General features: G+C 53.0%; 27 protein-coding genes, 1 tRNA gene and 1 pseudogene. 18 read left to right on the top strand and 11 right to left on the bottom strand.

Translation table 11 applies throughout. The features are described from left to right. Nucleotides 1–70 precede the first annotated feature (70 nt). From rsmE to ruvX, 4 genes are all read left to right on the top strand, one after another. A complete protein-coding gene (gene rsmE, locus QEN32_RS03865) occupies nt 71–802 on the top strand; it encodes a 16S rRNA (uracil(1498)-N(3))-methyltransferase (protein WP_265321953.1) in 732 nt (243 codons plus the stop codon). Nucleotides 803–821: 19 nt separating this feature from the next. After that, nucleotides 822–1,769 (top strand): glutathione synthase, encoded by a 948-nt coding sequence (gshB, locus tag QEN32_RS03860; protein WP_000593248.1) that lies wholly within the window; start codon nt 822–824, stop codon nt 1,767–1,769. Between the two features lie 215 nt (nt 1,770–1,984). Beyond that, complete coding sequence (locus QEN32_RS03855; RefSeq protein WP_001053171.1) at nt 1,985–2,548, top strand: YqgE/AlgH family protein; 564 nt, start codon at nt 1,985–1,987, stop codon at nt 2,546–2,548. Next, nucleotides 2,548–2,964 carry a Holliday junction resolvase RuvX gene (gene ruvX / locus QEN32_RS03850; RefSeq protein WP_000017096.1) on the top strand — a complete coding sequence of 139 codons (417 nt, stop codon included), beginning with the start codon at nt 2,548–2,550 and terminating at the stop codon, nt 2,962–2,964. The genes QEN32_RS03855 and ruvX overlap by 1 nt, the downstream gene beginning before the upstream one ends. A 46-nt stretch (nt 2,965–3,010) precedes the next feature. Here ruvX and QEN32_RS03845 read toward each other — a convergent pair whose 3' ends face one another. Continuing rightward, nucleotides 3,011–3,697: an IclR family transcriptional regulator gene (locus QEN32_RS03845; protein WP_000098324.1), complete on the bottom strand. Its 687-nt coding sequence runs from the start codon at nt 3,695–3,697 to the stop codon at nt 3,011–3,013. A gap of 132 nt (nt 3,698–3,829) precedes the next feature. Next, nucleotides 3,830–4,810: a type IV pilus twitching motility protein PilT gene (locus QEN32_RS03840; RefSeq protein WP_001055644.1), complete on the bottom strand. Its 981-nt coding sequence runs from the start codon at nt 4,808–4,810 to the stop codon at nt 3,830–3,832. 17 nt (nt 4,811–4,827) lie between these two features. On the opposite strand from QEN32_RS03840, the gene QEN32_RS03835 reads away from it, so the two are divergent. From QEN32_RS03835 to hemW, 5 genes are read left to right on the top strand one after another with little or no spacing between them, the layout of a single operon-like run. Continuing rightward, nucleotides 4,828–5,532, top strand: a complete 705-nt coding sequence (locus QEN32_RS03835; protein WP_000997790.1) for a YggS family pyridoxal phosphate-dependent enzyme — start codon at nt 4,828–4,830, stop codon at nt 5,530–5,532. Nucleotides 5,533–5,550: 18 nt separating this feature from the next. Beyond that, nucleotides 5,551–6,117 carry a YggT family protein gene (locus QEN32_RS03830; protein ID WP_001094842.1) on the top strand — a complete coding sequence of 189 codons (567 nt, stop codon included), beginning with the start codon at nt 5,551–5,553 and terminating at the stop codon, nt 6,115–6,117. Next, nucleotides 6,114–6,404, top strand: a complete 291-nt coding sequence (gene yggU, locus QEN32_RS03825; protein ID WP_001277204.1) for a DUF167 family protein YggU — start codon at nt 6,114–6,116, stop codon at nt 6,402–6,404. The genes QEN32_RS03830 and yggU overlap by 4 nt, the downstream gene beginning before the upstream one ends. A 7-nt stretch (nt 6,405–6,411) precedes the next feature. Further along, nucleotides 6,412–7,005 (top strand): XTP/dITP diphosphatase, encoded by a 594-nt coding sequence (locus tag QEN32_RS03820; protein WP_001174769.1) that lies wholly within the window; start codon nt 6,412–6,414, stop codon nt 7,003–7,005. Next, nucleotides 6,998–8,134 carry a radical SAM family heme chaperone HemW gene (hemW, locus tag QEN32_RS03815; RefSeq protein ID WP_265321952.1) on the top strand — a complete coding sequence of 379 codons (1,137 nt, stop codon included), beginning with the start codon at nt 6,998–7,000 and terminating at the stop codon, nt 8,132–8,134. Before QEN32_RS03820 ends, hemW begins: the two co-directional genes overlap by 8 nt. A 91-nt stretch (nt 8,135–8,225) precedes the next feature. Here the strand turns inward: hemW and QEN32_RS03810 are convergent, their stop codons facing one another. The 5 genes from QEN32_RS03810 to trmB all read right to left on the bottom strand — a co-directional run bounded on the left by QEN32_RS03810 (nt 8,226) and on the right by trmB (nt 12,415). After that, nucleotides 8,226–9,233, bottom strand: a complete 1,008-nt coding sequence (locus QEN32_RS03810; protein WP_000252196.1) for a DUF1202 domain-containing protein — start codon at nt 9,231–9,233, stop codon at nt 8,226–8,228. Between the two features lie 132 nt (nt 9,234–9,365). After that, nucleotides 9,366–10,412 carry an L-asparaginase 2 gene (gene ansB / locus QEN32_RS03805; protein WP_000394189.1) on the bottom strand — a complete coding sequence of 349 codons (1,047 nt, stop codon included), beginning with the start codon at nt 10,410–10,412 and terminating at the stop codon, nt 9,366–9,368. Between the two features lie 188 nt (nt 10,413–10,600). Then, nucleotides 10,601–11,320 (bottom strand): DUF2884 domain-containing protein, encoded by a 720-nt coding sequence (locus QEN32_RS03800; protein WP_000984835.1) that lies wholly within the window; start codon nt 11,318–11,320, stop codon nt 10,601–10,603. A gap of 49 nt (nt 11,321–11,369) precedes the next feature. Then, a complete protein-coding gene (locus tag QEN32_RS03795; protein ID WP_001107574.1) occupies nt 11,370–11,696 on the bottom strand; it encodes a YggL family protein in 327 nt (108 codons plus the stop codon). Beyond that, nucleotides 11,696–12,415, bottom strand: a complete 720-nt coding sequence (gene trmB, locus QEN32_RS03790; protein WP_000786893.1) for a tRNA (guanosine(46)-N7)-methyltransferase TrmB — start codon at nt 12,413–12,415, stop codon at nt 11,696–11,698. The genes QEN32_RS03795 and trmB overlap by 1 nt, the downstream gene beginning before the upstream one ends. A gap of 154 nt (nt 12,416–12,569) precedes the next feature. Between trmB and mutY the strand changes: the two genes are divergently transcribed. The 4 genes from mutY to QEN32_RS03770 all read left to right on the top strand — a co-directional run bounded on the left by mutY (nt 12,570) and on the right by QEN32_RS03770 (nt 16,596). Next, the gene (gene mutY / locus QEN32_RS03785; RefSeq protein ID WP_023238624.1) at nt 12,570–13,622 is read left to right on the top strand and encodes an A/G-specific adenine glycosylase; all 1,053 of its coding nucleotides are present in this window, start codon (nt 12,570–12,572) and stop codon (nt 13,620–13,622) included. A 27-nt stretch (nt 13,623–13,649) separates the two neighbouring features. Beyond that, nucleotides 13,650–13,925 (top strand): oxidative damage protection protein, encoded by a 276-nt coding sequence (locus QEN32_RS03780; protein ID WP_000091706.1) that lies wholly within the window; start codon nt 13,650–13,652, stop codon nt 13,923–13,925. 112 nt (nt 13,926–14,037) lie between these two features. Next, complete coding sequence (gene mltC, locus QEN32_RS03775; protein WP_000976289.1) at nt 14,038–15,123, top strand: membrane-bound lytic murein transglycosylase MltC; 1,086 nt, start codon at nt 14,038–14,040, stop codon at nt 15,121–15,123. A 216-nt stretch (nt 15,124–15,339) separates the two neighbouring features. Next, a complete protein-coding gene (locus tag QEN32_RS03770) occupies nt 15,340–16,596 on the top strand; it encodes a nucleoside permease (protein ID WP_001049804.1) in 1,257 nt (418 codons plus the stop codon). Nucleotides 16,597–16,657: 61 nt separating this feature from the next. On the opposite strand, the gene QEN32_RS03765 is transcribed toward QEN32_RS03770, so the two are convergent. Beyond that, nucleotides 16,658–18,793 carry an ornithine decarboxylase gene (locus QEN32_RS03765; RefSeq protein ID WP_079820606.1) on the bottom strand — a complete coding sequence of 712 codons (2,136 nt, stop codon included), beginning with the start codon at nt 18,791–18,793 and terminating at the stop codon, nt 16,658–16,660. Between the two features lie 424 nt (nt 18,794–19,217). On the opposite strand from QEN32_RS03765, the gene QEN32_RS03760 reads away from it, so the two are divergent. The 3 genes and pseudogenes from QEN32_RS03760 (at nt 19,218) to QEN32_RS03750 (ending at nt 21,510) form a co-directional block, all read left to right on the top strand. Next, on the top strand, nt 19,218–19,925 hold the full coding sequence (locus QEN32_RS03760; protein ID WP_000234466.1) for a DUF554 domain-containing protein: 708 nt from the start codon (nt 19,218–19,220) through the stop codon (nt 19,923–19,925). A gap of 105 nt (nt 19,926–20,030) precedes the next feature. Then, nucleotides 20,031–20,106: transfer RNA gene (locus QEN32_RS03755), tRNA-Phe, on the top strand. Between the two features lie 158 nt (nt 20,107–20,264). Then, nucleotides 20,265–21,510: pseudogene (locus QEN32_RS03750) on the top strand (tyrosine-type recombinase/integrase). Between the two features lie 860 nt (nt 21,511–22,370). Here QEN32_RS03750 and QEN32_RS03745 read toward each other — a convergent pair. Next, nucleotides 22,371–23,255, bottom strand: coding sequence for an integrase domain-containing protein (locus tag QEN32_RS03745; RefSeq protein WP_265321950.1), 885 nt, complete (start codon nt 23,253–23,255; stop codon nt 22,371–22,373). 245 nt (nt 23,256–23,500) lie between these two features. On the opposite strand from QEN32_RS03745, the gene QEN32_RS03740 reads away from it, so the two are divergent. Further along, nucleotides 23,501–23,692, top strand: a complete 192-nt coding sequence (locus QEN32_RS03740; RefSeq protein WP_265321949.1) for a hypothetical protein — start codon at nt 23,501–23,503, stop codon at nt 23,690–23,692. A gap of 166 nt (nt 23,693–23,858) precedes the next feature. Continuing rightward, a complete protein-coding gene (locus tag QEN32_RS03735; protein WP_265321948.1) occupies nt 23,859–23,999 on the top strand; it encodes a hypothetical protein in 141 nt (46 codons plus the stop codon). On the opposite strand, the gene QEN32_RS03730 is transcribed toward QEN32_RS03735, so the two are convergent. Beyond that, nucleotides 23,996–24,217, bottom strand: a complete 222-nt coding sequence (locus QEN32_RS03730) for a helix-turn-helix transcriptional regulator (protein ID WP_265321947.1) — start codon at nt 24,215–24,217, stop codon at nt 23,996–23,998. The genes QEN32_RS03735 and QEN32_RS03730 overlap by 4 nt on opposite strands. Then, nucleotides 24,214–24,675 carry a hypothetical protein gene (locus tag QEN32_RS03725; protein WP_265321946.1) on the bottom strand — a complete coding sequence of 154 codons (462 nt, stop codon included), beginning with the start codon at nt 24,673–24,675 and terminating at the stop codon, nt 24,214–24,216. Before QEN32_RS03725 ends, QEN32_RS03730 begins: the two co-directional genes overlap by 4 nt. Between the last annotated feature and the right edge of the window lie 199 nt (nt 24,676–24,874).

The following is a 24,874-nucleotide window of genomic DNA, read 5'->3' as shown; positions in this document are numbered from 1 at the left end:
CTAGCGGGATTCTTGTTAACCCATGCCCTGGATAGCCAAACGCCGGGGCCATGACGCGGATTTTTTTATTATGCGTATTCCCCGCATTTATCACCCTGAATTGTTGACGTCCGGTACGCAGATTTCGTTATGCGAAGATGCGGCCAACCATATTGGTCGTGTACTGCGCATGGGACCGGGACAAGCGTTACAGCTGTTTGACGGCAGCAATCAGGTATTCGATGCTGAAATCATTAGCGCCACTAAGAAAAGCGTTGAAGTGCAAGTGATGAAAGGCGAAATCGACGATCGTGAATCGCCGCTACATATCCATCTGGGCCAGGTGATGTCGCGCGGTGAAAAAATGGAATTTACTATCCAGAAATCGATCGAACTAGGTGTAAGCCTCATTACGCCACTGTTCTCTGAGCGCTGCGGCGTTAAACTGGATAATGAACGTCTGAACAAAAAGCGCCAGCAGTGGCAAAAGATCGCCATCGCCGCCTGCGAACAATGCGGGCGTAACCGGGTGCCGGAAATTCGCCCGCCGATGGCGCTGGAAGCCTGGTGCGCCGAGCAAGATTCCGGGCTGAAGCTCAATCTTCATCCGCGCGCCCATGCCAGCATCAACACTCTGCCGCTGCCGGTTGAACGCGTCCGACTGCTGATCGGCCCGGAAGGCGGGCTGTCGGCGGACGAAATCGCGATGACCGCGCGCTATCAGTTTACTGATATTCTGTTAGGACCTCGCGTTCTGCGTACTGAGACAACCGCGCTCACCGCCATTACCGCGCTACAGGTGCGTTTTGGCGACTTAGGATGAAGCGTTAACGGAGAAAATAATGATCAAGCTCGGCATCGTGATGGACCCCATCGCACACATCAACATCAAGAAAGACACCAGTTTCGCTATGCTGCTGGAAGCCCAACGTCGTGGTTATGAACTTCATTATATGGAGATGGCCGACCTTTATCTGATTAACGGCGAAGCCCGCGCCCGCACGCGAACGTTGAGCGTGGAGCAAAATTACGATAAATGGTACGAGTTCGGCAGCGAGCAGGAGATTAAACTCGCCGACCTCGACGTTATCCTGATGCGTAAAGATCCGCCGTTTGATACCGAGTTTATTTATGCGACCTATATTCTGGAACGCGCTGAAGAGGAAGGGACGCTTATCGTCAACAAACCGCAAAGCCTGCGCGACTGTAATGAAAAACTGTATACTGCCTGGTTTGCCGATCTGACGCCGGAAACGCTGGTAACGCGCAATAAAGCGCAGCTCAAAGCGTTTTGGGAAAAGCACGGCGATATCATTATGAAACCGCTGGACGGTATGGGCGGCGCGTCCATTTTCCGCGTTAAGGAAGGCGATCCTAACATAGGCGTTATTGCCGAAACGCTGACCGAGCTGGGCAACCGCTACTGCATGGCGCAGAACTATTTGCCCGCGATCAAAGATGGCGATAAGCGCGTCCTGGTCGTCGACGGCGAGCCGGTGCCTTACTGCCTGGCGCGTATTCCGCAGGGCGGCGAAACCCGCGGCAACCTGGCGGCAGGTGGTCGCGGCGAACCCCGTCCGTTGAGCGAAAGCGACTGGGAAATCGCCCGCCGCGTTGGGCCGACGCTTAAAGCCAAAGGGCTTATTTTCGTCGGTCTGGATATTATCGGCGACCGCTTAACGGAAATTAACGTGACCAGCCCAACCTGCGTGCGTGAAATTGAAGCGGAATACCCGATCTCTATCACCGGGATGTTGATGGACGCCATCGAAGCGCGTCTGGCGAAGTAAAGGTTTATTGCCCGGTGGCGTGCGCTTACCGGGCCTGAGCAATCACGCCGCCCCGGTCGGATAAGGCGGCGCATCAGCGTCGCTATCCGGCAATCTATTGCCCGATAAGGCCGCCGTCCTTTGGCAAAAGACGGCTTATATGAGTGACAACCGTCCGCTTTCCCCACATACTGAACGCTGTCGTTTTTTTGAACCAGGAAACAGAACCTCTGACAATGAATTTACAGCATCACTTTCTTATTGCCATGCCTGCGCTCCAGGACCCGATTTTCCGCCGTTCCGTGGTGTATATTTGCGAGCACAACCAGGACGGCGCTATGGGGATTATTGTTAATAAGCCTTTGGAAAATCTGCAAATTGAAGGGATTCTGGAAAAACTAAAAATTACGCCGGAACCGCGCGATTCGGCAATTCGTCTTGATAAAGCCGTGATGCTCGGCGGCCCGCTGGCGGAAGATCGCGGATTTATTCTCCATACTCCGCCGTCACGTTTCGCCTCCAGCATTCGTATCTCAGACAATACCGTGATTACCACCTCCCGCGATGTGCTGGAAACGTTAGGAACCCAACAACAGCCTTCCGATGTGCTGGTCGCGCTGGGCTACGCCTCCTGGGATAAAGGCCAGCTTGAACAAGAGTTGCTTGATAACGCCTGGCTTACCGCGCCCGCCGATCTCAATATTTTGTTCAAAACGCCCATTGCCGAGCGCTGGCGCGAAGCGGCAAAACTTATTGGCATTGATATTCTGACCATGCCTGGCGTTGCGGGGCACGCCTGATGAGCGGCACCTTACTGGCCTTTGACTTCGGCACAAAAAGCATCGGCGTTGCAATAGGACAACGCATTACCGGCACCGCCCGTCCGCTTCCGGCAATCAAAGCACAGGACGGCACGCCCGACTGGACGCTCATTGAACGTTTGCTGAAAGAGTGGCAGCCGGACGAAATTATTGTCGGGCTACCGCTCAATATGGATGGCACTGAACAGCCGCTGACGGCGCGCGCACGTAAATTCGCCAACCGTATTCATGGGCGTTTCGGGGTAACTGTCACGCTGCACGATGAACGACTCAGCACCGTTGAAGCACGCTCCGGTCTGTTTGAACGAGGTGGGTATCGCGCACTGAACAAAGGCAAAGTGGACTCGGCCTCCGCCGTGATTATCCTCGAAAGCTATTTTGAACAGGGGTATTAAAGCCGTTTTTGTCAGCAGGCGGATAACGCGGTCACGGTTGCCAGGCTTACTGGGCAATAAGCTGGTTTAATGCCTTCAACGCCTGTAAACGCGCAGCCGCCTCCGCCTCATCAATCCGCCACATTCCCGCAAAGGCCAGCGCTGCGGCGTGCTTGTCTAGCGGTTGCGCCATAGAAACTTCACCATCAGCGTGATGCCACAGCACGTATCCCCGCTGGCGCTGCTGCGCCACATGCGGCGCCAGATTACGCCACTGCTCCGGAGTAAAACGCTGCATTAGCGCCTCATCGCTTTCTGCCGCCAGTAACGCCACTCCTGTTACCGACTGCCAGGCCGGGCACATGCGAAACCCCGCCAGCGCCTGACTTCCCTGCGAACCCGGCGTAGAGTGATAAATATAGATAATCTGGTCTTCCCATAGCACGCCTAATGCCACCACGATGTCTTTGGGCGCATGGCGTTCAAGGATAGGCAACGCATGGGAGAACAGCGCTGAACCACGAATCGCCTGCGCCGCCAAAGCATGAATGCCTGGCCCGGGTAAATAGCGTCGGTGCTCATCCTGCATCGTGAGTCCAATAGAGGCCATCGTCATTAACAGGCGATTAACGCGCGTGGTATTAATATCCATCAGCCGGGCAAGCTCGCGACATCCGATAGCACGGTCGCTGGAAACCAGATATTGCAGACAGCGAATGCCATCTATCAGGCTTTGATTCGGTTGTGATGACATCGTTAAATGGCTTCGCTGTGGTTTTAACAAAGCTGCGATTTTAACGCCGGTTCGCCAGGATACAAGCCTGCATGCCGTTCAATCCACCGCGCCAGTCAACACTTTCCTCCCCCCTCTACGCCGCCATCTTCGCTACAGTCGTCCCTGCGCCTGACGCCATTGCGCGCTCTGGGCGAATGTCATCATCCCCTGCTGCTGCCCGGTTTGTATCACGTGGGCCAACTGATGGAGTTTGCCTTCACGGATCAAATTCCCTGTGGCTGGCGTATTAATCAGTAATTCAAACAACGCCACGCGCCCCTCCTGCCTGTCGACCTCCAGTTTTTGCGATAGTACAGCGCGCAGACTACCCGCCAGTTGACTGCGTACCGGTTCTTTTTCCTGCGCCGGAAAACTATCCACTAATCTTTCCACCGCCTGCGCCGCACCGCGAGTATGCAGGGTTGCCAGTACCAGATGCCCCGTTTCCGCCGCCGTCAGCGCCAGGCGAATGGTCTCGCTGTCACGCAGCTCTCCCAGCAAAATGACATCGGGATCTTCACGTAACGCCGCGCGCAGCCCGGCGGCAAAAGTGGCGCAATGCTGGCCGATTTCCCGCTGCTGTATCAGGCAACGCTTGCTGGTGTAACGGTACTCAATAGGATCTTCCAGCGTCAGGATGTGTTTATCGGCATGTTGATTAAGATGTCCCACCATCGCCGCCAGCGTGGTGGATTTCCCGCAGCCAGTAGCGCCAGTGACCAGAATCAGTCCGTTCTCGCTGGCAAGCAGTGCGGGTACTATCGGCGGCGTCTGGATTTCCGCCAGATCAGGACAACGCTCGGGCAATAGCCGTAGCGCCAGCGACGTTCCCTGTTGATGTGTGAACGCACTGGCGCGCAGGCGCCGCGTGCCAGACAGCGAGACGGCGAAATCAAGCTGGCCGTGCGTTCGCCACTGATATTGTTGCGCATCATTAAGCCAATCAAGCAGAAGCCTGTCGACATCAGGCGCGGTAAAAGGCGCGTTCTCCATGCGTCCTTGTTTGCGCCATCGCGCAGGCCAGGCGTTACACAGGTGTAGATCCGAGACGTTATGCTTTACACTAAGCGTCACAATTTCTTCCATATTCATATAAACATCCTCGGAAAATGAACGATATCGCGCATAACCTGGCACACATCCGGGACAAAATCTCCGCTGCGGCGACGCGTTGCGGCCGCTCTTCAGAAGAAGTTACGTTGCTTGCAGTGAGTAAAACCAAACCTGCGAGCGACATCGCAGAAGCCATTGCCGCCGGACAACGGGCATTTGGTGAAAATTATGTACAAGAGGGGGTGGAAAAAATCCGCCACTTTCAGGAAGCGAAAGTGGAAGGCCTGCACTGGCACTTTATTGGCCCTTTACAGTCCAACAAAAGTCGGCTGGTGGCCGAGCATTTTGACTGGTGTCATACCATCGATCGCCTGCGTATCGCCTCGCGTCTGAGCGAACAGCGTCCGGATAATCTGCCGGCGCTGAATGTTCTGATCCAAATTAATATCAGCGATGAAAACAGCAAATCAGGCATTCCGCTGGCGGAACTGGATGAGCTGGCCGCGGCGGTGGCAACACTGCCGCGTCTGCGGCTTCGCGGACTGATGGCGATCCCGGCGCCAGAGTCAGATTATGTAAGGCAGTTTGAAGTCGCACGTCAAATGGCTGTAGCATTTGCCGGGCTGAAAGCGCGCTACCCTGACGTTGATACCTTATCTCTGGGTATGAGCGACGATATGGAAGCCGCGATTGCGGCAGGTAGCACAATGGTGCGCATCGGCACCGCTATCTTTGGTGCTCGTGATTACACAAAAAATTAAGGAAAACTGAGGAACGCCATGAATACGTTGACCTTCCTGCTCTCAACGGTAATTGAGCTGTATACCATGGTGCTATTATTGCGCGTGTGGATGCAGTGGGCCCGCTGTGACTTTTACAACCCTTTCTCCCAGTTCGTGGTGAAAATTACGCAGCCCATCATCGGACCGCTGCGTCGTATTATCCCAGCAATGGGGCCGATTGACAGCGCTTCCCTGCTGGTGGCGTTTATTCTTAGCGTTATTAAGGCGATAGTGCTGTTTAAGGTCATTACGTTTCAGGCGATTATCTGGATTGCCGCGGTGCTTATCTTGCTTAAAACAATCGGCCTGCTGATCTTCTGGGTGCTGCTGGTCATGGCTATCATGAGCTGGGTGAGCCAGGGTCGTAGCCCGATTGAATATGTATTGATTCAGCTTGCCGAGCCGCTGCTCAGCCCGATTCGCCGTATACTGCCTGCGATGGGCGGCATCGACTTCTCGCCGATGGTTCTGGTGCTGCTGCTGTATGTCGTTAATATGGGGATCGCTGAAGTCTTACAAGCGACAGGCAACATGTTGCTGCCGGGGCTGTGGATGGCGTTATGAGTGCTGTGACTCGCTGCGAAGACGGTCTGGTGTTACGGCTTTATATTCAGCCGAAAGCCAGCCGCGACAGTATTGTGGGCTTACATGGCGACGAGGTGAAAGTCGCCATTACCGCCCCGCCGGTTGACGGTCAGGCAAACAGCCATCTGATCAAGTTTCTCGGTAAACAGTTTCGCGTGGCGAAAAGTCAGATCGTCATCGAAAAAGGCGAGCTGGGCCGTCACAAACAGGTAAAAATTATTCACCCGCAACAGATCCCGCCGGAAATTACGGCGTTAACTGAGTAGGTATTCCATGCAAAAAGTTGTTCTCGCAACCGGCAACGCCGGTAAAGTGCGCGAGCTCGCGTCGCTGTTAAGCGATTTTGGGCTTGATGTGGTAGCGCAAACGGAACTGGGCGTTGACTCCGCGGAAGAAACCGGCCTGACGTTTATTGAAAACGCGATTCTCAAAGCGCGCCATGCCGCTAAAATGACCGGTCTGCCCGCCATTGCCGATGACTCCGGTCTGGCCGTTGACGTTTTAGGCGGCGCGCCGGGTATCTATTCCGCGCGCTATTCTGGCGAAAACGCGACAGATCAGCAAAATCTGGAAAAACTGCTGCATACTCTACGGGATGTTCCGGACGACAAACGCCAGGCGCGATTCCATTGTGTACTGGTTTATTTGCGTCATGCCGAAGATCCCACACCGATAGTCTGTCACGGTAGTTGGCCTGGCGTCATTACTCGCCAGGCGGCCGGAAATGGCGGATTTGGCTATGATCCCATTTTCTTCGTACCGTCTGAAGGCAAAACCGCCGCAGAACTGACCCGTGAAGAAAAAAGCGCGATTTCCCACCGTGGACAAGCGCTCAAGCTGCTGCTGGATGCGTTACGCAATGGCTAAACTACCGCCGCTCAGTCTTTATATTCATATTCCCTGGTGTGTACAAAAATGTCCATATTGCGACTTCAATTCCCATGCGTTGAAGGGCGAGGTGCCGCATGACGACTACGTCCAGCATCTGTTAAGCGATCTGGATGCCGACGTCGCCTGGGCGCAAGGGCGTGAAGTAAAGACCATTTTTATTGGCGGCGGTACGCCAAGCCTGCTTTCCGGGCCGGCGATGCAAACGCTGCTGGACGGCGTGCGTGCGCGCCTGAATCTGGCGGCGGATGCGGAAATTACTATGGAAGCGAACCCCGGCACGGTCGAAACCGACCGCTTCATCGACTATCAGCGCGCCGGCGTAAACCGGATCTCCATTGGCGTGCAGAGCTTTAGTGAGCCTAAGCTGAAACGTCTTGGCCGTATTCACGGTCCACAAGAGGCGATGCGGGCAGCAAGACTGGCAAATGGGCTTGGACTACGCAGCTTTAACCTCGACTTGATGCATGGATTGCCGGATCAAACGCTGGAAGAGGCGCTGAATGATTTGCGACAGGCGATTGCGCTTAATCCGCCGCATCTCTCATGGTATCAATTGACGATTGAACCCAACACTCTGTTCGGTTCGCGTCCGCCGGTTTTACCGGACGATGACGCACTGTGGGATATCTTTGAGCAGGGCCACCAGTTATTAACCGCCGCGGGCTATCAGCAATACGAAACGTCGGCCTATGCCAAACCCGGTTATCAGTGCCAGCATAATCTGAACTACTGGCGCTTTGGCGACTATCTGGGTATTGGCTGCGGTGCCCACGGTAAAGTCACCTTCCCGGGCGGCAGGATCCTGCGCACCACCAAAACCCGTCACCCACGCGGTTATATGCAGGGACGTTACCTGGAAAGCCAGCGTGACGTGAGTGATGACGATAAACCCTTTGAGTTCTTTATGAATCGTTTTCGGTTGCTGGAGCGCGCGCCTCGCGCCGAATTTGTCGACTACACCGGGCTTACGGAAGCGGTTATTCGTCAGCCAATCGACGAGGCTATTGCCCAGGGCTACCTGACCGAATGCGAGCAATACTGGCAGATTACCCGTCACGGTAAACTGTTTTTAAACTCTCTTCTTGAGTTATTTCTCGCGGAATAACAAGGAATAAGCCTGTCGCGCCAGCGGGTAAAATACCTGATAGCGCGACGCTTACCGACCTGTGGCGGTTAATGCGCCGCCGGCAAGCGCATTATTTAATAACGCCTTTACGACGTAAATCGTCCGTATCTTTTTTCCAGCGCTCGTAACCGTCATTAATATCCATGATTTTCATGCGGATATCACTCTGTTGCATCTGAAGTTTCTGTACCGCTATATTCAGCGGATATTGTCCTTTCTCTAACGTTATCCAGTCATTCTGCGCTTTTCGACGCAGCTCTTCTGATTTCAAAAATACCTGCCGCCGTTGCTCGTGTATGTCTAAATCTCTTTTCTGCTGAATAGCCGCTTCATTGCACGGCTCACTCTGCTTACGGCACGCGTCTAATGCCGGTTGATAGACCTCTTTTTCGTATTTCTCGGCATATACGCTGCTATCGTTGGCTTTTACATAATCATCGCGCTCTTTTAACGTCTTTTTAAACGCCTCGGCGCGGGTCAACGGTTTCCCATCAGCGCCTTTTCCCCAATACGCGTCCGCTTCTTTTTTAGCTACCGCTATTTTCTTATCCAGGGCAGAGAGTTGTTCTTCAAGACCGGGGATCGACGCTTTCTGCGCACGCCAGGAGGCTTCAATGTTGCCAAACCGATAATTAAAGTCATCACTGTTGACGATCAGGTATTTATCATTCGTTTTAATGTCGTCAATAGCCCGGCCCTGATCGCTGGCTGCCATTTGTAATGAGTAATAGTTCACCGTCCAGCCAGAGGCTGGCGTCCCTTTACTGGTTAACATGGCAGAAAATTTAACGGGACGATCTTTGGTCCAGGTTTTTTCAACAAAATAATAATCCGCCGCCATACCAACGCCGGTATACATATCTTCACGGGAAGAAATATCCCCTTCGGCAGACCAGGTGGCCTGATTGCCCGTCGAATCAAGATTTTTTAAGGTAATGGAATCCAGTTTAAGTATGCCGTGGTACTGCTTACTAAACTGTTCTTTTAAGATGTTATCGGAGGGTTGAGCAACCTCTGCCCAACTATAGCCTGAAATCAGGGCAAACAGCGCTGCGCCAGCAATCCATTGTCGAACCACTTGTGGACCTCCCGTCCAGAGACATGACGCCCACGATTATCATAACCAGGATGATAATTAGCAAGATAATAGTGTTGGTTGTGCGAGAGGTCTTCCAAAGATAGCCCCGGCCTTCCGACCGGGGCATTATCTTTAATACTGATTGAACATCGTCTGGATCTGTTTTGGATCTTTAGTCTGGGTTAACGCCAGTTGCAGTAAGACACGCGCTTTTTGCGGGTTCAGCGTGCCGGAAGCGACAAAGCCGTATTTTGCATCGTCAACTTCCGCATCCTGCGTGGTTGCGCCAGTCGGCACACGTGAAGAACGCACCACTACCGTACCGTTGTGCGCGGCGGTCGCCAGGGTATCAAAGACCGTTTTATACAGGTTGCCGTTACCCACGCCTGCGCTCACGATCCCGTCATAACCCGCGTCTACCAGCGCTTTTGCCGGCAGATCGGACGCATTCGCATAGTTATAAACGATACCGACTTTCGGCAACGCGGTCAGCTTCGACACGTCGAACGGGGTGGAGGTGGTATGTTTACGCTCTGGCGTACGCTGGTAGTCAATTTTACCGTTGTGGATATAACCCAGCGGGCCGTAGTTAACCGCTTTAAACGTCGCCACGTCAGTCGTATTGGTCTTAGTGACGTCGCGTCCGTCCATGACGGTATCATTCATTACCACCAGCACGCCGCGGTTGGCAGACTGTTTATCAGCCGCTGTTACTACCGCATTATAGAGGTTGAACGGGCCATCTGCGCTCATTGACGTGGAAGGACGCATCGCGCCGACCAGTACCACCGGTTTATTGCATTTCACGGTCAGATCGAGGAAATAAGCGGTCTCTTCCATCGTATCAGTACCGTGGGTGATCACGAAACCGTCGGTGCTGTCGCACTCGGTATTGATTTTTTTCGCCAGCGTGAGCCAGACTTCATCGTTCATATCCTGCGAGCCAATGTTAACGACCTGCTCGCCTTTCACTACCGCAATGTCCTTCAATTGAGGAACGGCATCCACCAGATTTTCGACGCCGACTTTACCTGCCGTATAATTTGATTTTGTTGCTGAATCACCGCCACCAGCGATCGTTCCGCCGGTCGCTAAGATGGTGATATTCGGTAAAGCGAACGCTGCGCCGCTGAAACCCATTACCAGAGCAGCTAATGCCGTTTTCCTGAAAAACTCCATGTTATATCTCCAGTTATGTCAACTGGTCGCATTATCTCTATATTGCAGACGAATAATGTGACGCCATACGATTAACCAGCGATATATATCCGACAGAGAGTATTTTTTAGAGATGGATAACAAAATGTAGGAAAAAACAGAATAAAAAGGCGCAGATACGATCTGCGCCATTGTTTAAAAAGGAAAGATTACTTCAGGCTGCCAACCAGCGCTTTGCGGCTATCTTCTAAGGTCACTACGCGGCTACAGACATCTTTGCCAAACTGCTGGAAATCTTTCTCCTGGTTTTTCCATTCGTTCTGGATAGCGGTTTGCAAACCACCGAGACTGCCCATCACGCCCTGTAAAGGATTGCCGCCGCCTTTAAGCACCGCTTTGGCGCCCATTTCGTTAATGCTGTCCTGCAAAATACCGCCCATCGCCTGATTCACCAACTGCTGACCGTCGGCACGCACCTGGTCGATAGCCTTATAGTGGAACGTCAGGCCGTCCGTACGATGTTCGATAATGCGGTTCATTTGCGCTTTTAATTGCGCATCAAGCTTCGTCAGACGGCTACGCATGTTGCTGCTTTCGCCCACCTCTTTAGCGATGATTTTATCCAGCGCCACGCGGCCTTTTTCGACGCGCGATCGGGCGCCCTCATCAATCCACGGCAGCGCGCTTCGCAGCTCCGCCTGGTAATCTTTCGCTTGCTCGCGCTGCGCGGCGCTAAGGGTGTACTGCTTACCGTTGTACATCACATTGCCGTCCGGCGTGATCACCAGGTTGCCGTTTTCACCTTTCACCTGCACCGTTTGTGGACTCAGGATCACATCGTCACGCGGCGTGACGCTGCATTTGTAATCTGCATGAGCGGCCATCGCCGTCAACGTTAGCACTGCCGCCAGCAGCGTTTTGCGCATCATAACTTTCCCTCAAGACAAAGCGGGCCGGCATTTGCCGACCCTGTACTTATTAGTCCCACCAAACGTCGAAAAGTTCGCTGGTTCGGACTTCTTCAAGGTTGCGCGCTTCCAGCCATTTACGCACAATCGCCTGATGTTCTTCGGTACATTTACCAATTTCCTGCATACAAATCAGCCCTTCCCAGGCCAGGTAGCCGCTGCCGTCAAACGCCAGTTTATTAGGCTCAATAACGTCATTAATAAAGTCATCGACAGTCTTATCGACCTGCTCTTCAGATGTACCTTCCGGAAAACGCCATGCCACCGAAAATCCTAATTCCTGGAATTCGTCAATGTGCATTTTTTTACGCAGACGACGACTACGGTTCTTTGCCATTATTTCACCCTCTCGAACATTAAGTCCCATACGCCATGACCAAGACGATGGCCACGTTGTTCAAATTTCGTTACCGGGCGCGATTCCGGGCGCGGTACATAATCATTGCTCTCTGACAGATTTTTGTACCCGTCGATAGAAGACATGACTTCAAGCATGTGTTCCGCATACGCTTCCCAGTCGGTCGCCATATGGAAAACGCCGCCCAATTTCAGCTTGCTCAATACCAGTTCAGCAAACGGCACCTGAACGATACGGCGTTTATTATGACGCGCTTTATGCCACGGGTCAGGGAAAAAGAGCTGAACCATCGATAAAGAATTGTCAGGAATCATTGTATGCAACACTTCTACCGCGTCGTGGCACATGACGCGCAGGTTTTCAACGCCCTCTTCATGAGCGGACGCCAGACACGCGCCGACACCGGGCGAATGTACTTCAATGCCGAGGAAATTCTGCTCCGGGCGCGCTTTCGCCATCGCCACGAGAGACGCCCCCATGCCAAAACCAATCTCCAGCGTCACCGGCGCTTCGCGACCAAACAACGTGGCGAAATCTACCGGCGCTTCGCTGAACTCGACGCCCATCACCGGCCAGTAGTTTTCCAGCGCGTGCTCTTGCCCCTTTGTCAGTCGCCCCTGGCGACGAACAAAACTACGAATACGGCGCAGCGGGCGACCGTTTTCATCAAATTCCGGTGAAATGACGTCGTTTTTCATAAAAGTGTAGTCTGCTGTGTTTGAGTTCTGAAAACGGGCATTATCCAAAGTTAGTTGCCGGATGCAAGCATGAAGCGCACTGCGGAAAGTTCCGGTTTACACCCTGCGGCCTCTGTGCTGCAATCTTGCCCCCGGCAATAATGAATGAGTTTCCATGCAAGCGTCTCAATTTTCAGCCCAGGTTCTGGACTGGTACGACAAATACGGGCGGAAAACGCTGCCCTGGCAAATTAACAAGACGCCTTACAAAGTATGGCTCTCGGAAGTCATGTTGCAACAAACGCAGGTGACGACGGTGATTCCTTACTTTGAGCGATTTATGGCGCGCTTTCCGACGGTGACGGATTTAGCGAATGCGCCGCTGGATGAAGTGCTCCATTTATGGACCGGGCTCGGCTATTACGCCCGCGCGCGTAATTTGCATAAAGCGGCGCAACAGGTGGCGACGCTTCACGGTGGAGAATTCCCGCAAACTTTTGCCGAAATCGCCGCGCTACCCGGCGTCGGGCGTTCAACCGCCGGCGCAATTCTCTCCCTCGCGTTAGGTAAACATTATCCGATTCTTGATGGAAACGTTAAACGTGTGCTGGCTCGCTGTTATGCTGTTAGCGGCTGGCCTGGAAAAAAAGAGGTGGAGAATACGCTGTGGACGCTGAGCGAGCAAGTGACGCCCGCACACGGCGTGGAGCGTTTTAATCAGGCGATGATGGATCTGGGCGCGATGGTTTGTACGCGTTCAAAGCCAAAGTGCACCCTGTGTCCGCTGCAAAACGGTTGTATCGCCGCTGCGCATGAAAGCTGGTCATGCTATCCGGGTAAGAAACCGAAACAGACGTTGCCGGAGCGGACGGGTTACTTTTTATTGTTACAGCATAATCAGGAGATTTTCCTGGCGCAGCGCCCTCCCAGCGGTTTATGGGGCGGACTCTACTGCTTCCCGCAGTTCGCCAGCGAAGATGAATTACGTGAATGGCTGGCGCAACGGCATGTTAACGCTGATAATTTGACCCAGCTTAACGCGTTTCGCCACACATTTAGCCATTTCCACCTGGATATTGTGCCTATGTGGCTTCCCGTGTCGTCACTGGACGCCTGCATGGATGAAGGCAGCGCGCTCTGGTATAACTTAGCGCAACCGCCGTCAGTCGGACTGGCGGCCCCCGTGGAGCGCTTGTTACAGCAGTTACGTACCGGAGCGCCAGTTTAACGCCCCGGTCGATGAAGAGGATGACTTATGAGCAGAACGATTTTTTGTACTTACCTGCAACGCGACGCTGAAGGGCAAGATTTTCAGCTCTACCCTGGCGAACTGGGAAAACGTATCTATAACGAGATCTCTAAGGACGCGTGGGCGCAGTGGCAGCATAAGCAGACCATGTTGATTAACGAGAAAAAGCTCAACATGATGAACGCCGAGCACCGTAAACTGCTGGAACAGGAGATGGTGAGCTTCCTGTTCGAAGGCAAAGACGTTCATATCGAAGGTTATACGCCGGAAGATAAAAAATAGGCCCGTTGCTGAATGAGGCTGCGCTTATTCGGCCTGTGAGTTATGCCGGATAAGCCCTTAGCGCCGCTGCCCGGCAACATGGCATAACGACAACACAACATGCACTCCCGGAATGATGAAAAAATTACTCGCGCTTGCTGTTATTGCGCCGTTGCTCATCTCCTGCTCCAGTTCGACCAAAAAAGGCGAGACGTATAATGAAGCCTGGGTCAAGGATACCAACGGCTTTGATATTTTGATGGGGCAATTTGCCAACAATATTGAAAATCTGTGGGGATATAAGGAAGTCCTGATCGCCGGGCCGAAAGACTACGTCAAATATACCGATCAGTTCCAGACCCGTAGCCACATCAACTTTGATGATGGGACCATTACCGTTGAAACCATCGCCGGGACGGAACCTACCGCACATCTGCGCCGGGCCATTATTAAAACGTTGCTCATGGGTGACGACCCAACCTCCGTCGATCTTTACTCCGATGTCGATGACATAAAAATTTCTAAAGAACCCTTCCTGTATGGTCAGGTCCTCGACAATACCGGCCAGCCTATTCGCTGGGAAGGCCGCGCCACGACATTCGCGGATTACTTGCTGAAAACGCGGCTCAAAAGCCGCAGTAACGGCCTGCGTATTATTTACAGCGTCACCATTAATCTGGTGCCGAACCACCTTGATAAACGCGCGCATAAATACATTGGCATGGTACGCCAGGCCTCCCGTAAATACGGCGTTGACGAGTCGCTGATTCTGGCGATTATGCAAACGGAGTCCTCGTTCAACCCGTATGCGGTCAGCCACGCGGATGCGCTGGGCCTGATGCAGGTGGTGCAACACAGCGCCGGGAAAGATGTTTTCCGTTCTCAGGGTAAGTCCGGCACGCCAAGCCGTAACTTCCTGTTCGACCCCGCCAGCAATATCGATACCGGCACAGCGTATCTGGCGATGTTGAATAATGTCTATCTGAGCGGTATTGAGAATCCGACGTCGCGGCGCTATGCGGTCATTACTGCCTATAATGGCGGCGCAGGCAGCGTATTACGCGTATTCTCGAACGATAAGATTCAGGCCGCGAATATGATTAACCGCATGTCGCCGGGGGATGTGTACCAGATATTAACCACCCGACATCCATCTGCGGAGTCGCGCCGCTATCTGTATAAGGTGAATTCCGCCCAGCGATCGTATCGCCGCCGATAAACCATCGCATCCCGCCTCTGGCTGGCAAATGACAGAGGCGGGAAAGGCAAAAGTGTTAACTCCGTCACTCTTTTGCTTTGCAATCAGAAATTGTTTGCAAATATTTGTCACAGGTAACAAAAAAAGCCCGCCTCTCATTGATAGAATCACACCAAATCACAACGGCAAATGTGCCTTTTAAAACATTCATCCGCTCTCAGGTGTGAGGAAATTAACATGAATCTTAAGCTGCAGCTTAAAATACTCTCTTTTCTGCAGTTCTGTCTGTGGGGAAGCTGGCTCACTACCCTGGGCTCGTATATGTTCGTCACCTTAAAATTTGACGGCGCATCTATTGGCGCAGTTTATAGTTCACTGGGGATTGCCGCCGTCTTTATGCCGACCTTGTTAGGCATTGTGGCTGACAAATGGCTGAGCGCGAAATGGGTCTATGCCCTGTGTCATGTCGTCGGCGCCATCACGCTATTCATGGCCGCGGAAGTCACTACGCCTGGGGCGATGTTCTTTGTGATCCTGCTTAACTCGTTGGCCTATATGCCGACGTTGGGCTTGATCAATACCATATCGTATTACCGCCTGCAGTCTGCCGGCATGGATATTGTGACTGACTTTCCGCCTATCCGTATCTGGGGCACCATTGGCTTTATTCTGGCGATGTGGGGCGTGAGTTTCTCCGGTTTCGAGCTGAGCCATATGCAGCTTTATATCGGCGCGACGCTTTCCGTTCTGCTGGTACTGTTTACCTTTACCCTGCCGCACATTCCGGTGGCGAACCAACAGAAAAACCAGAGCTGGACATCAATGCTGGGCCTTGACGCTTTTGCGCTGTTTAAAAATAAGCGGATGGCGATTTTCTTCATCTTCTCCATGATGCTGGGCGCGGAACTGCAGATCACCAACATGTTTGGCAACACCTTCCTGCATAGCTTTGATAAAGATCCGCTATTCGCCAGTAGCTTTATCGTGCAGCACGCCTCGGTGATGATGTCGATTTCGCAGATTTCTGAGACGTTATTCATCCTGACCATTCCGTTCTTCCTGAGCCGTTATGGTATTAAGAACGTTATGCTTATCAGTATTGTGGCGTGGATGCTGCGTTTCGGCCTGTTCGCTTATGGCGACCCGACGCCGTTCGGTACCGTTCTGCTGGTATTGTCGATGATTGTGTACGGCTGCGCCTTCGACTTCTTCAACATTTCTGGCTCGGTGTTTGTCGAAAAAGAAGTACGCCCGGAAATCCGCGCCAGCGCGCAGGGGATGTTCCTGATGATGACCAATGGCTTCGGCTGTATCCTGGGCGGCATTGTGAGCGGTAAAGTGGTGGAGTATTACACTCAAAACGGCATTACCGACTGGCAGACCGTGTGGCTCATCTTCGCAGGCTACTCGCTGGTGCTGGCCTTCGCGTTCGTAGCCTTGTTCAAATACAAACACGTTCGCGTTCCGGCAAGTTCGCAACCCGTTGCACATTAATCCTTGCCCTGTTTCGCAGGCCGGATAAGGCGTAAATGCCTTATCCGGCCTGCAGGCAACGTTACTTTAAAACATATCCATACAAGCGTTGAATTCCATCGGCATCGGTCTCGCTATACACTCCCTGCAATTCCGGCGAAAAACCGGGCAACAGATTGATGCCCTCTTCCAGCGCCAAAAAATAACGCTGCGCCGCGCCGCCCCAAATCTCCCCCGGCACCACGCACAGTACGCCCGGCGGGTATGGCAATGCCCCCTCGGCAGCAATACGCCCGCCCGCCTCGCTGATACGCACCAGTTCTACATCGCCGCGAATAAAGGCGCTGTTGGCGTCCTGTGGGTTCATCGCCACATGCGGCAGGCTTTCTTTGCGGAACATCGCTTTTTGCAGATCCTTAACGTCAAAGCTAACGTACAGATTGTGCATCTCCTGACATAGCTCACGCAGGGTGTAATCGCGGTAGCGCACCGGGTATTTCTGAAAAACCGTCGGCAATACATCCGCAAGCGGCGTATCGTCTTCAATGTGTCGTTCAAATTGCGCCAGCATCGCGACCAGCCGCGCCAGTTTCTCTTCGCTCTCGGCAGGTGTCAGCAAGAATAGAATCGAGTTGAGATCGCACTTCTCAGGCACAATACCGTTCTCACGCAGATAGTGGGCGAGAATGGTCGCCGGGATACCGAATTCGGTGTACCGCCCACTATCGGCATCAATACCTGGCGTGGTCAGTAACAGTTTACAGGGGTCGACAAAATACTGGTCATCCGCATAACCCTCAAAGCCATGCCATTTCGCCCCGGGCTCAAAACTGAAGAAACGACGATTGCTGGCAATGGTCTCCGTCGGATATGCCTGCCACGGCTTGCCGTCAACCACCAGTGGGATAAAGGGCTGAAGCAGTTTGCAACGGGCGAGAATGGCTTTACGCGCGTCAATGCCCAGCGCAACGCACTCCGCCCACAGGCGGCGACCGCTCTCCCCTTCGTGGATTTTGGCATTGATATCCAGCGCCGCAAACAGCGGGTAGAACGGGCTGGTCGAGGCGTGCAACATGAAGGCGTTGTTCAGGCGTTTGTGCGGGCAAAAACGCGCCTGGCCGCGAATATGGTTATCTTTTTTGTGGATCTGCGAGGTTTGTGAGAACCCCGCCTGTTGCTTATGTACCGATTGGGTCACAAAGATCCCAGGGTCGTTTTCATTAAGCTCCAGCCGCAACGGCGAGGTATCCGCCATCATATTGATAAACTGCTCATAGCCTACCCACGCGGAGTCAAACAGAATGTAATCGCAGAGATGCCCGATTTTATCCACCACCTGACGGGCGTTGTAAATAGTGCCGTCATAGGTACCCAGCTGAATGATCGCCAGGCGGAACGGACGCGACGCATCGGCGCTTTCCGGCATCACGTCACGAATCTGGTCGCGCAGGTACGTTTCATCAAAACAGTGCGCATCAATACCACCGATAAAACCAAACGGGTTACGCGCCGCTTCAAGATAGACCGGCGTCGCCCCGGCCTGAATCAGGGCGCCGTGGTGGTTGGATTTGTGATTATTACGATCAAACAGCACCAGATCGCCGCGCGTCAGCAAGGCGTTGGTGACCACTTTATTCGCCGCCGAAGTTCCATTCAGCACAAAGTAGGTTTTATCCGCATTAAACACTTTTGCCGCAAATTTCTGCGCGTGTTTGGCAGAACCTTCATGTATTAGCAGATCGCCAAGTTTCACATCGGCGTTACACATATCCGCACGAAACAGGTTTTCACCAAAAAAGTCATAAAAATGGCGGCCTGCGGGATGTTTTCTAAAAAACTCGCCATGCTGGTGCCCCGGGCAAGCAAAGGTACTATTCCCCATGTCGACATACTGGGTCAGGGTGCCATAAAAGGGCGGCAGAAGTTCCGCTTCGTAGCGACAGGCTGCGTTTTCCAGCTCCAGCCATTCCTGCGCGTTCCCGCCTATTACCGCCGTAACGCCGACAGGCGCGCTGACGGGTTCATCCGCAAGCATAAACACCGGCAGGTGAAAACCGGTGCGTTTAAGCAACGCCAGAATACCGCTACGGCTGTCGGCAGTGGTAATGACGACTGCGGCCACATCGGTAAAGTCGGTACTGTCCAGCGCCACTACGTTTCGGTGGGTGGAGAGACGGGGGATGAGTTCACCGCTGGCGGCAATATTCATTGATTTCATAAGCGCAAATACCCGTTTCGGGAGTAGAGTAACCCCGGACAAGGCCGATGCCTTGCCCAACGAGATGCCGGGTCAAACTGGATACCAGCTCCGACCGCCAGACATCAGTAAAAACAGACTGTTTCTGATTTTACTGTTGTCCTGCAGTGAGCGTGCGCTGCCCTCACCGCATAGCGGGGATGACAAAAAAAAGGAAAGAAAGGGGCAAACCTCGCGCAGTCAGGCGACAGTGAAGACAATATAAAGGCGCTATGTTCATCCCGGCGAGCCCCATGCTGGCAGGAGAAATTTCGCGCAATCATGGCACCTTTCACCAGACGGCGCAAGGTAAAATCAGCGCTCTATACGTCACAGATAATCAAGCTATTAACAGCTTAATCGCGTGATAATAAGGCAATTTGAAAGACAAATAACAGGAGTCATTGTGGTAATTGGACCTTTTATTAACGCTGGCGCAATTTTATTCGGCGGCGTTATTGGCGCGCTGTTAAGTCAGCGTCTGCCAGAACGGATTCGCGTCTCAATGACGTCTATTTTTGGTCTGTGCTCTCTGGGAATTGGCATTCTGCTGGTGATGAAGTGCGCTAATCTTCCGGTGATGGTGCTGGCGACGCTGGTCGGCGCGCTTATCGGCGAGTTTTGTTTGCTGGAAAAAGGCATTAATGGCGCAGTCGCGAAAATCCAACAATTATTTATGGCATCGGGTAAGAAGCCAACGCACGACTCATTTATTCAAAGTTACGTCGCTATCATTGTACTTTTTTGCGCCAGCGGCACCGGTATTTTCGGCGCGATGCATGAAGGGATGACCGGCGATCCAAACATTTTGATCGCTAAATCTTTTCTGGATTTTTTCACTGCCATTATTTTCGCCTGTTCGCTTGGCATCGCCGTTTCGGCGATTTGCGCACCGATGTTGATTATCCAGTTAACGCTTGCCGCCTGCGCCACTCTCATTCTTCCACTGACTACGCCGGCAATGATGGGCGACTTTAGCGCTGTGGGCGGACTGCTGCTGGTGGCAACCGGCTTGCGTGTATGTGGAATCAAAATGTTTCCGGTAGTGAACATGCTCCCGGCGCTGTTGCTGGCGATGCCGATCTCCGCCGCATGGGCGATGTTTTTTGCCTGACTCTGCGTGCAATAACAACAAAGTGGTGATAGATTGTGCAGTCTACGTTGATTTGAAGAAATTTCGTTGACGAAGCGAGGCGATTACGGTTTAATGCGCCTCGTTGCCCGGATAGCTCAGTCGGTAGAGCAGGGGATTGAAAATCCCCGTGTCCTTGGTTCGATTCCGAGTCCGGGCACCACCTTTCCTTTTTATGCTTCCTGATAAATCCCCTTGTCTTTTTAATTCAATGAGTTAGCGTGAAAATCTTTTCAGGTGCGTTTTGATTTATCCCTACGTATCCGGAAAATTGTGGGTCAGATTAAGGGTTCATTCAGTTCGAGGAACGGAGAAACCCTCATATTAACTGATAGCAAGATCTGCGCCGCGCCTCCTCGAAAAACCCTACAAAAATCACCGATTCACAAATTCTGTACCTGACGGCTCTAAGCTATGGTATTTCCGCTATCGCTTCGGCGGTAAAGAAAATCGTCTGACTTTCGGCCCCTATCCGCAGGTTACGCTTGCAAAAGCCCGCGAAAAGCGCAATGCCGCGCGTAAGCTGCTGGTATCCGGTATTTGCCCTTCCCTGCCCCGCAAAGCGGAAAAAGCCGCCGTTGACGGCACACGCACCTTTCAGTACATCGCCACCGCATGGCACACCAGTTGCCTGAAACTCTGGTCGGCTGACCACGCCGATAAAATCCTCACCTGCCTGAAGCGCTATGTCTTTCCCGATATCGGCACAATGGACATTACGAAGGTTGAAACCCACCATCTGGCGCAGCTTGTAAAATCCATCGATGATAAGGGCGTGCATGACGTTGCCGGGCGGGTGCGCCAGCATCTGACCAAAATCATGCGTCACGCCGTACAGCAGGGAACGATTAAATATAATCCGGCTTACGATCTGGATGGCGTCGTGACCCCGGTTGTGACCCAACATCACCCCGCCCTGCCCCTGAAACGCCTGCCGGAGCTGCTGGACAAGATTAATGGCTACAAGGGTCGGGAGCTGACCCGTCTGGCGCTGGAGCTGAATCTGCACGTTTTCCTGCGCTCTAGTGAGCTACGTCTCGCCCGCTGGGATGAGTTCAACCTGAAAGCCCATATCTGGACGGTGCCAGCAAAGCGCGAAGCGGTTAAAGGTGTAAGATTTTCATCGCGTGGCGCAAAGATGAAGGATGAGCATCTGGTGCCGTTATCCGCGCAGGCCGTTGCCCTGCTGGAGCAGATAAAGGAAATTACCGGGGAGTCTGTTTTCGTGTTTGCGGGGGCGCACTCCATGAACAAGCCGATGAGTGAAAACACTATCAACAAGGCGCTGCGCGTTATCGGTTATGACACCAAAACCGAGGTCTGCGGTCATGGCTTCCGCACAATGGCCTGTAGCGCCCTGAACGAGTCTGCGCTGTGGTCTAAAGACGCCATAGAGCGCCAGATGAGCCACAAGGAGCGCAACGGCGTGCGTGCGGCGTATGTGCATAAAGCGGAGCATCTGGAAGCGCGTATGGAGATGATGCAATGGTGGTCGGATTATCTCGATGTAAGCCGCGAGGGGTACGTTGCGCCGTACATTTATGCGCGGCGGCATAAGGCGGCCTGAACCAGCGGCAATATAATTTTTTAATAATGAAAAAGCAGATCCTGATTGAATCCGGATCTGCTTTTTGTATTAAAAGGTACGGACTTCGTTTATTCGGTTATTCATCGGAAAATGCCCGAATTTATATGGGCCCGTATAAATTCGGGCATTCTTCTATTAATTCCTCACCAATTAATAGGTAAATATAGAAAATTATTTGAGGAGAATAATTTCAGGCGAGAACAGCCAGACAATCTGCACCAGAAACTGATTTGCCGATACGCCATAACTGCACCAGATCAAAATCACCGTTTATCTGCACCAGCCTGCCTATGTCAGGATTGCGCCAGATATAATCGGATAAACATCAAACTGCGCCAGTGTTAAGGCCCTTTCAGCCTTTTGGCCTTTTCCGGTCTGGCGCTGTTACCCTTGGCCGCCCCTTACCCTTTCCGGCCTTTTTCCTTTTGCTGGCGCAATCATCAAAAAAATACCGTAATGCTGCACCAGAATCCTGTTACCAGGCTATACCGTTCGTAAGTACCGTTATTAAGAGGAAACCGTACAAAAAATTTCTACGTAGAAATTTTTTCGGTGGATAACGATGAATAAAGGGTATTTTATAATATGATGGCTATCAAAAATCGACCACCCAAACATAATTCATTGATTTATAATTAATAATCATAATTTTAATAGCCGATGATTATTGTTCTTGTCAGTATTGATAGGAAAGTATACAAAAAATTTTGGCCCCAAAATTTTTTGTACGAAAACCAATGAATAGCGCGAGATTAATAGGAAACTACCCAAAATTATTTGGAGCAAATAATTTTGCCCGAAGACCGATGGATAACTCGATCTTTTCAAGGCAACGGCTATCAGTAAGTATCCCTTCGCCCGTAAACCTGCGCCACATACCGCCCGCGCCCGTCGCCGTGGCCCAAATCCATCGCCGTCATTGCCAGCGCTTCCTTCTCACAAAACCCCTGCGCCAGATAATGACGGATCGCATCCTGTGCCCATGCATAGCGCAACGAGTGCGGAGAATATGCCCCTGTTAAACCGAGACGTGCCGCCTGGCTGTGCCAGTATTTCATCGCGCTTTTCAGATCCGGCTTATCTATCAGCCTGCCGTGGCGATCTTCGGCCACAACCAGCGCATTATCCAGCGCTTTTCTGACAGCGCCAGTATCAAGAATAATCGTCTCACGGGGTCGCCCGCCTTTGGTGCCAAAGACCACGGTTAAACGGGTATCACCACGATCCAGCGCCTGCCGCCACGTTTTCAGCGACTGTACGCTCTGCACCGTCTCCTGCGAACGCAATCCCATCAGCCTTGAGAGTTCCAGCGCTGCCGCCAGTCCCGGATCTTTTGCACGGGCCATCTCCAGCACATCACGATAGTGCTCCGGCGTGATAGCCAGCTTTGTACCGTTACGGGATGCGCCAGACAGACCAAGAGAACGGTTGTTCAGTCGCTCACTCTGCGCCAGCCTGTCACGCCCGGCCTGTTTCAGAATGCAGCGCACCGCCGCCATCTCATTTTGCAGGGAACGTTTTGTAATGCCCTGCGCGAGTCGTTCACGGATATAACCCTCTATATGCCGCGCCTTAAGCTGTTCCACCCGGCGGATCTGCACATTCTGCGCCAGCACCAGACGCTCACAAAACCGCTGCGCCAGCTTAATGCGATCGTGAACGGTCTTGTGACTGCCGCCTGCCTGCTGCGCCAGTCGCTTCATTTCCTGCTCCAGTATTCCCATACATTCCCCTTTTCATGAATGCCGCAAACTCATCCCAAAAAACCAACACTGATACAGCTTTCCCCGGCGCACAGGCCGATAGCCCCTGTTTTTTTGTCGGGGCTGCGAACGATACCTGAGCGCCGGGGCGGTCGCCGTTGAGGTGTGGTGGGGCTTCGGTTGTGCTCTCTGAGCAGCCGCCCGCGTTAGCGGGTTATCCCCCGGATCGTCCTGATCCCCCTCTGGTATCGGTTCATGTTCTCCTTATGAGTAAATGGCCTGAAAAGGCAGTGTCAGGATCCAGCCGTGAGCTGGCGCAGTTGAGTTTTCTGGTGCAGGTCGAAAAGGCTGCGTGCGTCACTTTCCCGCTCTGCGCGGTTAAAGTGACGCACTGGACTGGTGCAGTGTCTGAAAATTTATCGTTGGTGCAGATTCAGACCAGCAGGCTGGCGCAGTAAAAGGACGTATCGTGTCAAAACTCAGGCCTCCGTCGCGATGTTCTGCGACCCGATGTTTGCAGAGGTCTGCACCGGTAAACGGATCAACCGTCCTGATAACAGGCGCTTCTTTCAGGTTGCGAAGCGTTGGGCGCTGTCAACGACAGCATGGAGCAGGAGGGAGACTATGCCAGTACCGCTGGCGCAGAAAGGAAAAACTGTTTTTGCATCAAAAAGGTTATTTGCGAACCTGAACTGCCGCGCTTCGCTTGCCTTCTCCCGATCTTCTGACAGCAAAGCCATCAGAAGATCGGGAGAGATGATTTAGCCATTTTCAGGCTTACGGTAGCGGGAAGGCCAGATTTGCTCTGGCGCAACGCCCAACGCTTCGGCGATCAGCCTTTCACCTTTAGGCCAGTGGCGGTTTAGGGCGTTTGCCAGTGTGGAGGAAGCCAGCCCGGCCTGACGGGACAGCGCCGCCAGCGAAGTGCCCCGTTTTCTCAGCCCGGCGATAATGTCGGCGGAGTGCCAGTCCTGCGGCATCATGCGGTCACCTCATCGATAAACCTTACGCCGTCGGCGGTACGCAGCCAGCGCGGAGCCTTGAGTTCAGCAGCAAAGCACCAGACCAGCTCACACAGTAATCCGGTCAGCGTCCGCTCCATTGTCGGCAGTAGCGCCCGCCCCGTCAGAAGCTGCGCCAGCGTGAGTGAGTAGTCGCAAAGTAATTCGGAACCGGGTTCAAAGTAGGTGGAGCTGGAGGGAAGGGTATTGGTGGTCAGACTTTCGATCAGGTGGGGCGGAATGGGGTCGTTCAGCGTGGGACGCAGCAGGGAGAGGCAGGCGGCAAGCCGTCCGCAAAGTGCCAGCCGTAACGCCGGATCGTCGCTTTCAATGAGGGTGTCGGCGAAGTTTTCGCAGTGGCTGGCGAGGACGGTGAAGTCCGTGGCGGCGTTGAAGGGAATAGCAAGTAACGGGTGTGTTTGAGTGGGGATCGTAGCCATAGTGGCAGCCTCCAGTAAGTGATTAATTGAACCACCACCGAAGAGACCAATCTTGCGGGTGGTGGAACCGGACGGAGTTGGTCTTACCGGCCTTACTGGACACCGGCGCGTCTTGCGACGCCTCCGCCCGGCCCACCATTGAAATGTAGCCGGATGAACGACATAAAAAAGACGCAAAGCGCGTCATATGTCGCCAGTA

It is taken from the genome of Salmonella sp. SA14318 (assembly GCF_029866905.1).
GTDB classification, from domain to species: domain Bacteria; phylum Pseudomonadota; class Gammaproteobacteria; order Enterobacterales; family Enterobacteriaceae; genus Salmonella; species Salmonella enterica.
This window is presented reverse-complemented; position numbering and strand designations above follow the sequence as displayed.

What these genes read in the sequence shown, in the direction of transcription:
- ansB (WP_000394189.1), bottom strand. Translation starts at nt 10,412, where the DNA reads ATGGAGTTTTTCAGGAAAACGGCATTAGCTGCTCTGGTAATGGGTTTC.
- QEN32_RS03800 (WP_000984835.1), bottom strand. Translation starts at nt 11,320, where the DNA reads ATGATGCGCAAAACGCTGCTGGCGGCAGTGCTAACGTTGACGGCGATG.
- mltC (WP_000976289.1), top strand. Translation starts at nt 14,038, where the DNA reads ATGATGAAAAAATTACTCGCGCTTGCTGTTATTGCGCCGTTGCTCATC.
- QEN32_RS03725 (WP_265321946.1), bottom strand. Translation starts at nt 24,675, where the DNA reads ATGGCTACGATCCCCACTCAAACACACCCGTTACTTGCTATTCCCTTC.
- QEN32_RS03830 (WP_001094842.1), top strand. Translation starts at nt 5,551, where the DNA reads ATGAATACGTTGACCTTCCTGCTCTCAACGGTAATTGAGCTGTATACC.
- QEN32_RS03745 (WP_265321950.1), bottom strand. Translation starts at nt 23,255, where the DNA reads ATGGGAATACTGGAGCAGGAAATGAAGCGACTGGCGCAGCAGGCAGGC.
- QEN32_RS03730 (WP_265321947.1), bottom strand. Translation starts at nt 24,217, where the DNA reads ATGATGCCGCAGGACTGGCACTCCGCCGACATTATCGCCGGGCTGAGA.
- mutY (WP_023238624.1), top strand. Translation starts at nt 12,570, where the DNA reads ATGCAAGCGTCTCAATTTTCAGCCCAGGTTCTGGACTGGTACGACAAA.
- QEN32_RS03845 (WP_000098324.1), bottom strand. Translation starts at nt 3,697, where the DNA reads ATGTCATCACAACCGAATCAAAGCCTGATAGATGGCATTCGCTGTCTG.
- yggU (WP_001277204.1), top strand. Translation starts at nt 6,114, where the DNA reads ATGAGTGCTGTGACTCGCTGCGAAGACGGTCTGGTGTTACGGCTTTAT.
- QEN32_RS03795 (WP_001107574.1), bottom strand. Translation starts at nt 11,696, where the DNA reads ATGGCAAAGAACCGTAGTCGTCGTCTGCGTAAAAAAATGCACATTGAC.
- gshB (WP_000593248.1), top strand. Translation starts at nt 822, where the DNA reads ATGATCAAGCTCGGCATCGTGATGGACCCCATCGCACACATCAACATC.
- rsmE (WP_265321953.1), top strand. Translation starts at nt 71, where the DNA reads ATGCGTATTCCCCGCATTTATCACCCTGAATTGTTGACGTCCGGTACG.
- QEN32_RS03770 (WP_001049804.1), top strand. Translation starts at nt 15,340, where the DNA reads ATGAATCTTAAGCTGCAGCTTAAAATACTCTCTTTTCTGCAGTTCTGT.
- QEN32_RS03820 (WP_001174769.1), top strand. Translation starts at nt 6,412, where the DNA reads ATGCAAAAAGTTGTTCTCGCAACCGGCAACGCCGGTAAAGTGCGCGAG.
- QEN32_RS03735 (WP_265321948.1), top strand. Translation starts at nt 23,859, where the DNA reads ATGCCAGTACCGCTGGCGCAGAAAGGAAAAACTGTTTTTGCATCAAAA.
- QEN32_RS03840 (WP_001055644.1), bottom strand. Translation starts at nt 4,810, where the DNA reads ATGAATATGGAAGAAATTGTGACGCTTAGTGTAAAGCATAACGTCTCG.
- QEN32_RS03765 (WP_079820606.1), bottom strand. Translation starts at nt 18,793, where the DNA reads ATGAAATCAATGAATATTGCCGCCAGCGGTGAACTCATCCCCCGTCTC.
- QEN32_RS03835 (WP_000997790.1), top strand. Translation starts at nt 4,828, where the DNA reads ATGAACGATATCGCGCATAACCTGGCACACATCCGGGACAAAATCTCC.
- QEN32_RS03855 (WP_001053171.1), top strand. Translation starts at nt 1,985, where the DNA reads ATGAATTTACAGCATCACTTTCTTATTGCCATGCCTGCGCTCCAGGAC.
- ruvX (WP_000017096.1), top strand. Translation starts at nt 2,548, where the DNA reads ATGAGCGGCACCTTACTGGCCTTTGACTTCGGCACAAAAAGCATCGGC.
- QEN32_RS03780 (WP_000091706.1), top strand. Translation starts at nt 13,650, where the DNA reads ATGAGCAGAACGATTTTTTGTACTTACCTGCAACGCGACGCTGAAGGG.
- trmB (WP_000786893.1), bottom strand. Translation starts at nt 12,415, where the DNA reads ATGAAAAACGACGTCATTTCACCGGAATTTGATGAAAACGGTCGCCCG.
- QEN32_RS03740 (WP_265321949.1), top strand. Translation starts at nt 23,501, where the DNA reads ATGAGTAAATGGCCTGAAAAGGCAGTGTCAGGATCCAGCCGTGAGCTG.
- hemW (WP_265321952.1), top strand. Translation starts at nt 6,998, where the DNA reads ATGGCTAAACTACCGCCGCTCAGTCTTTATATTCATATTCCCTGGTGT.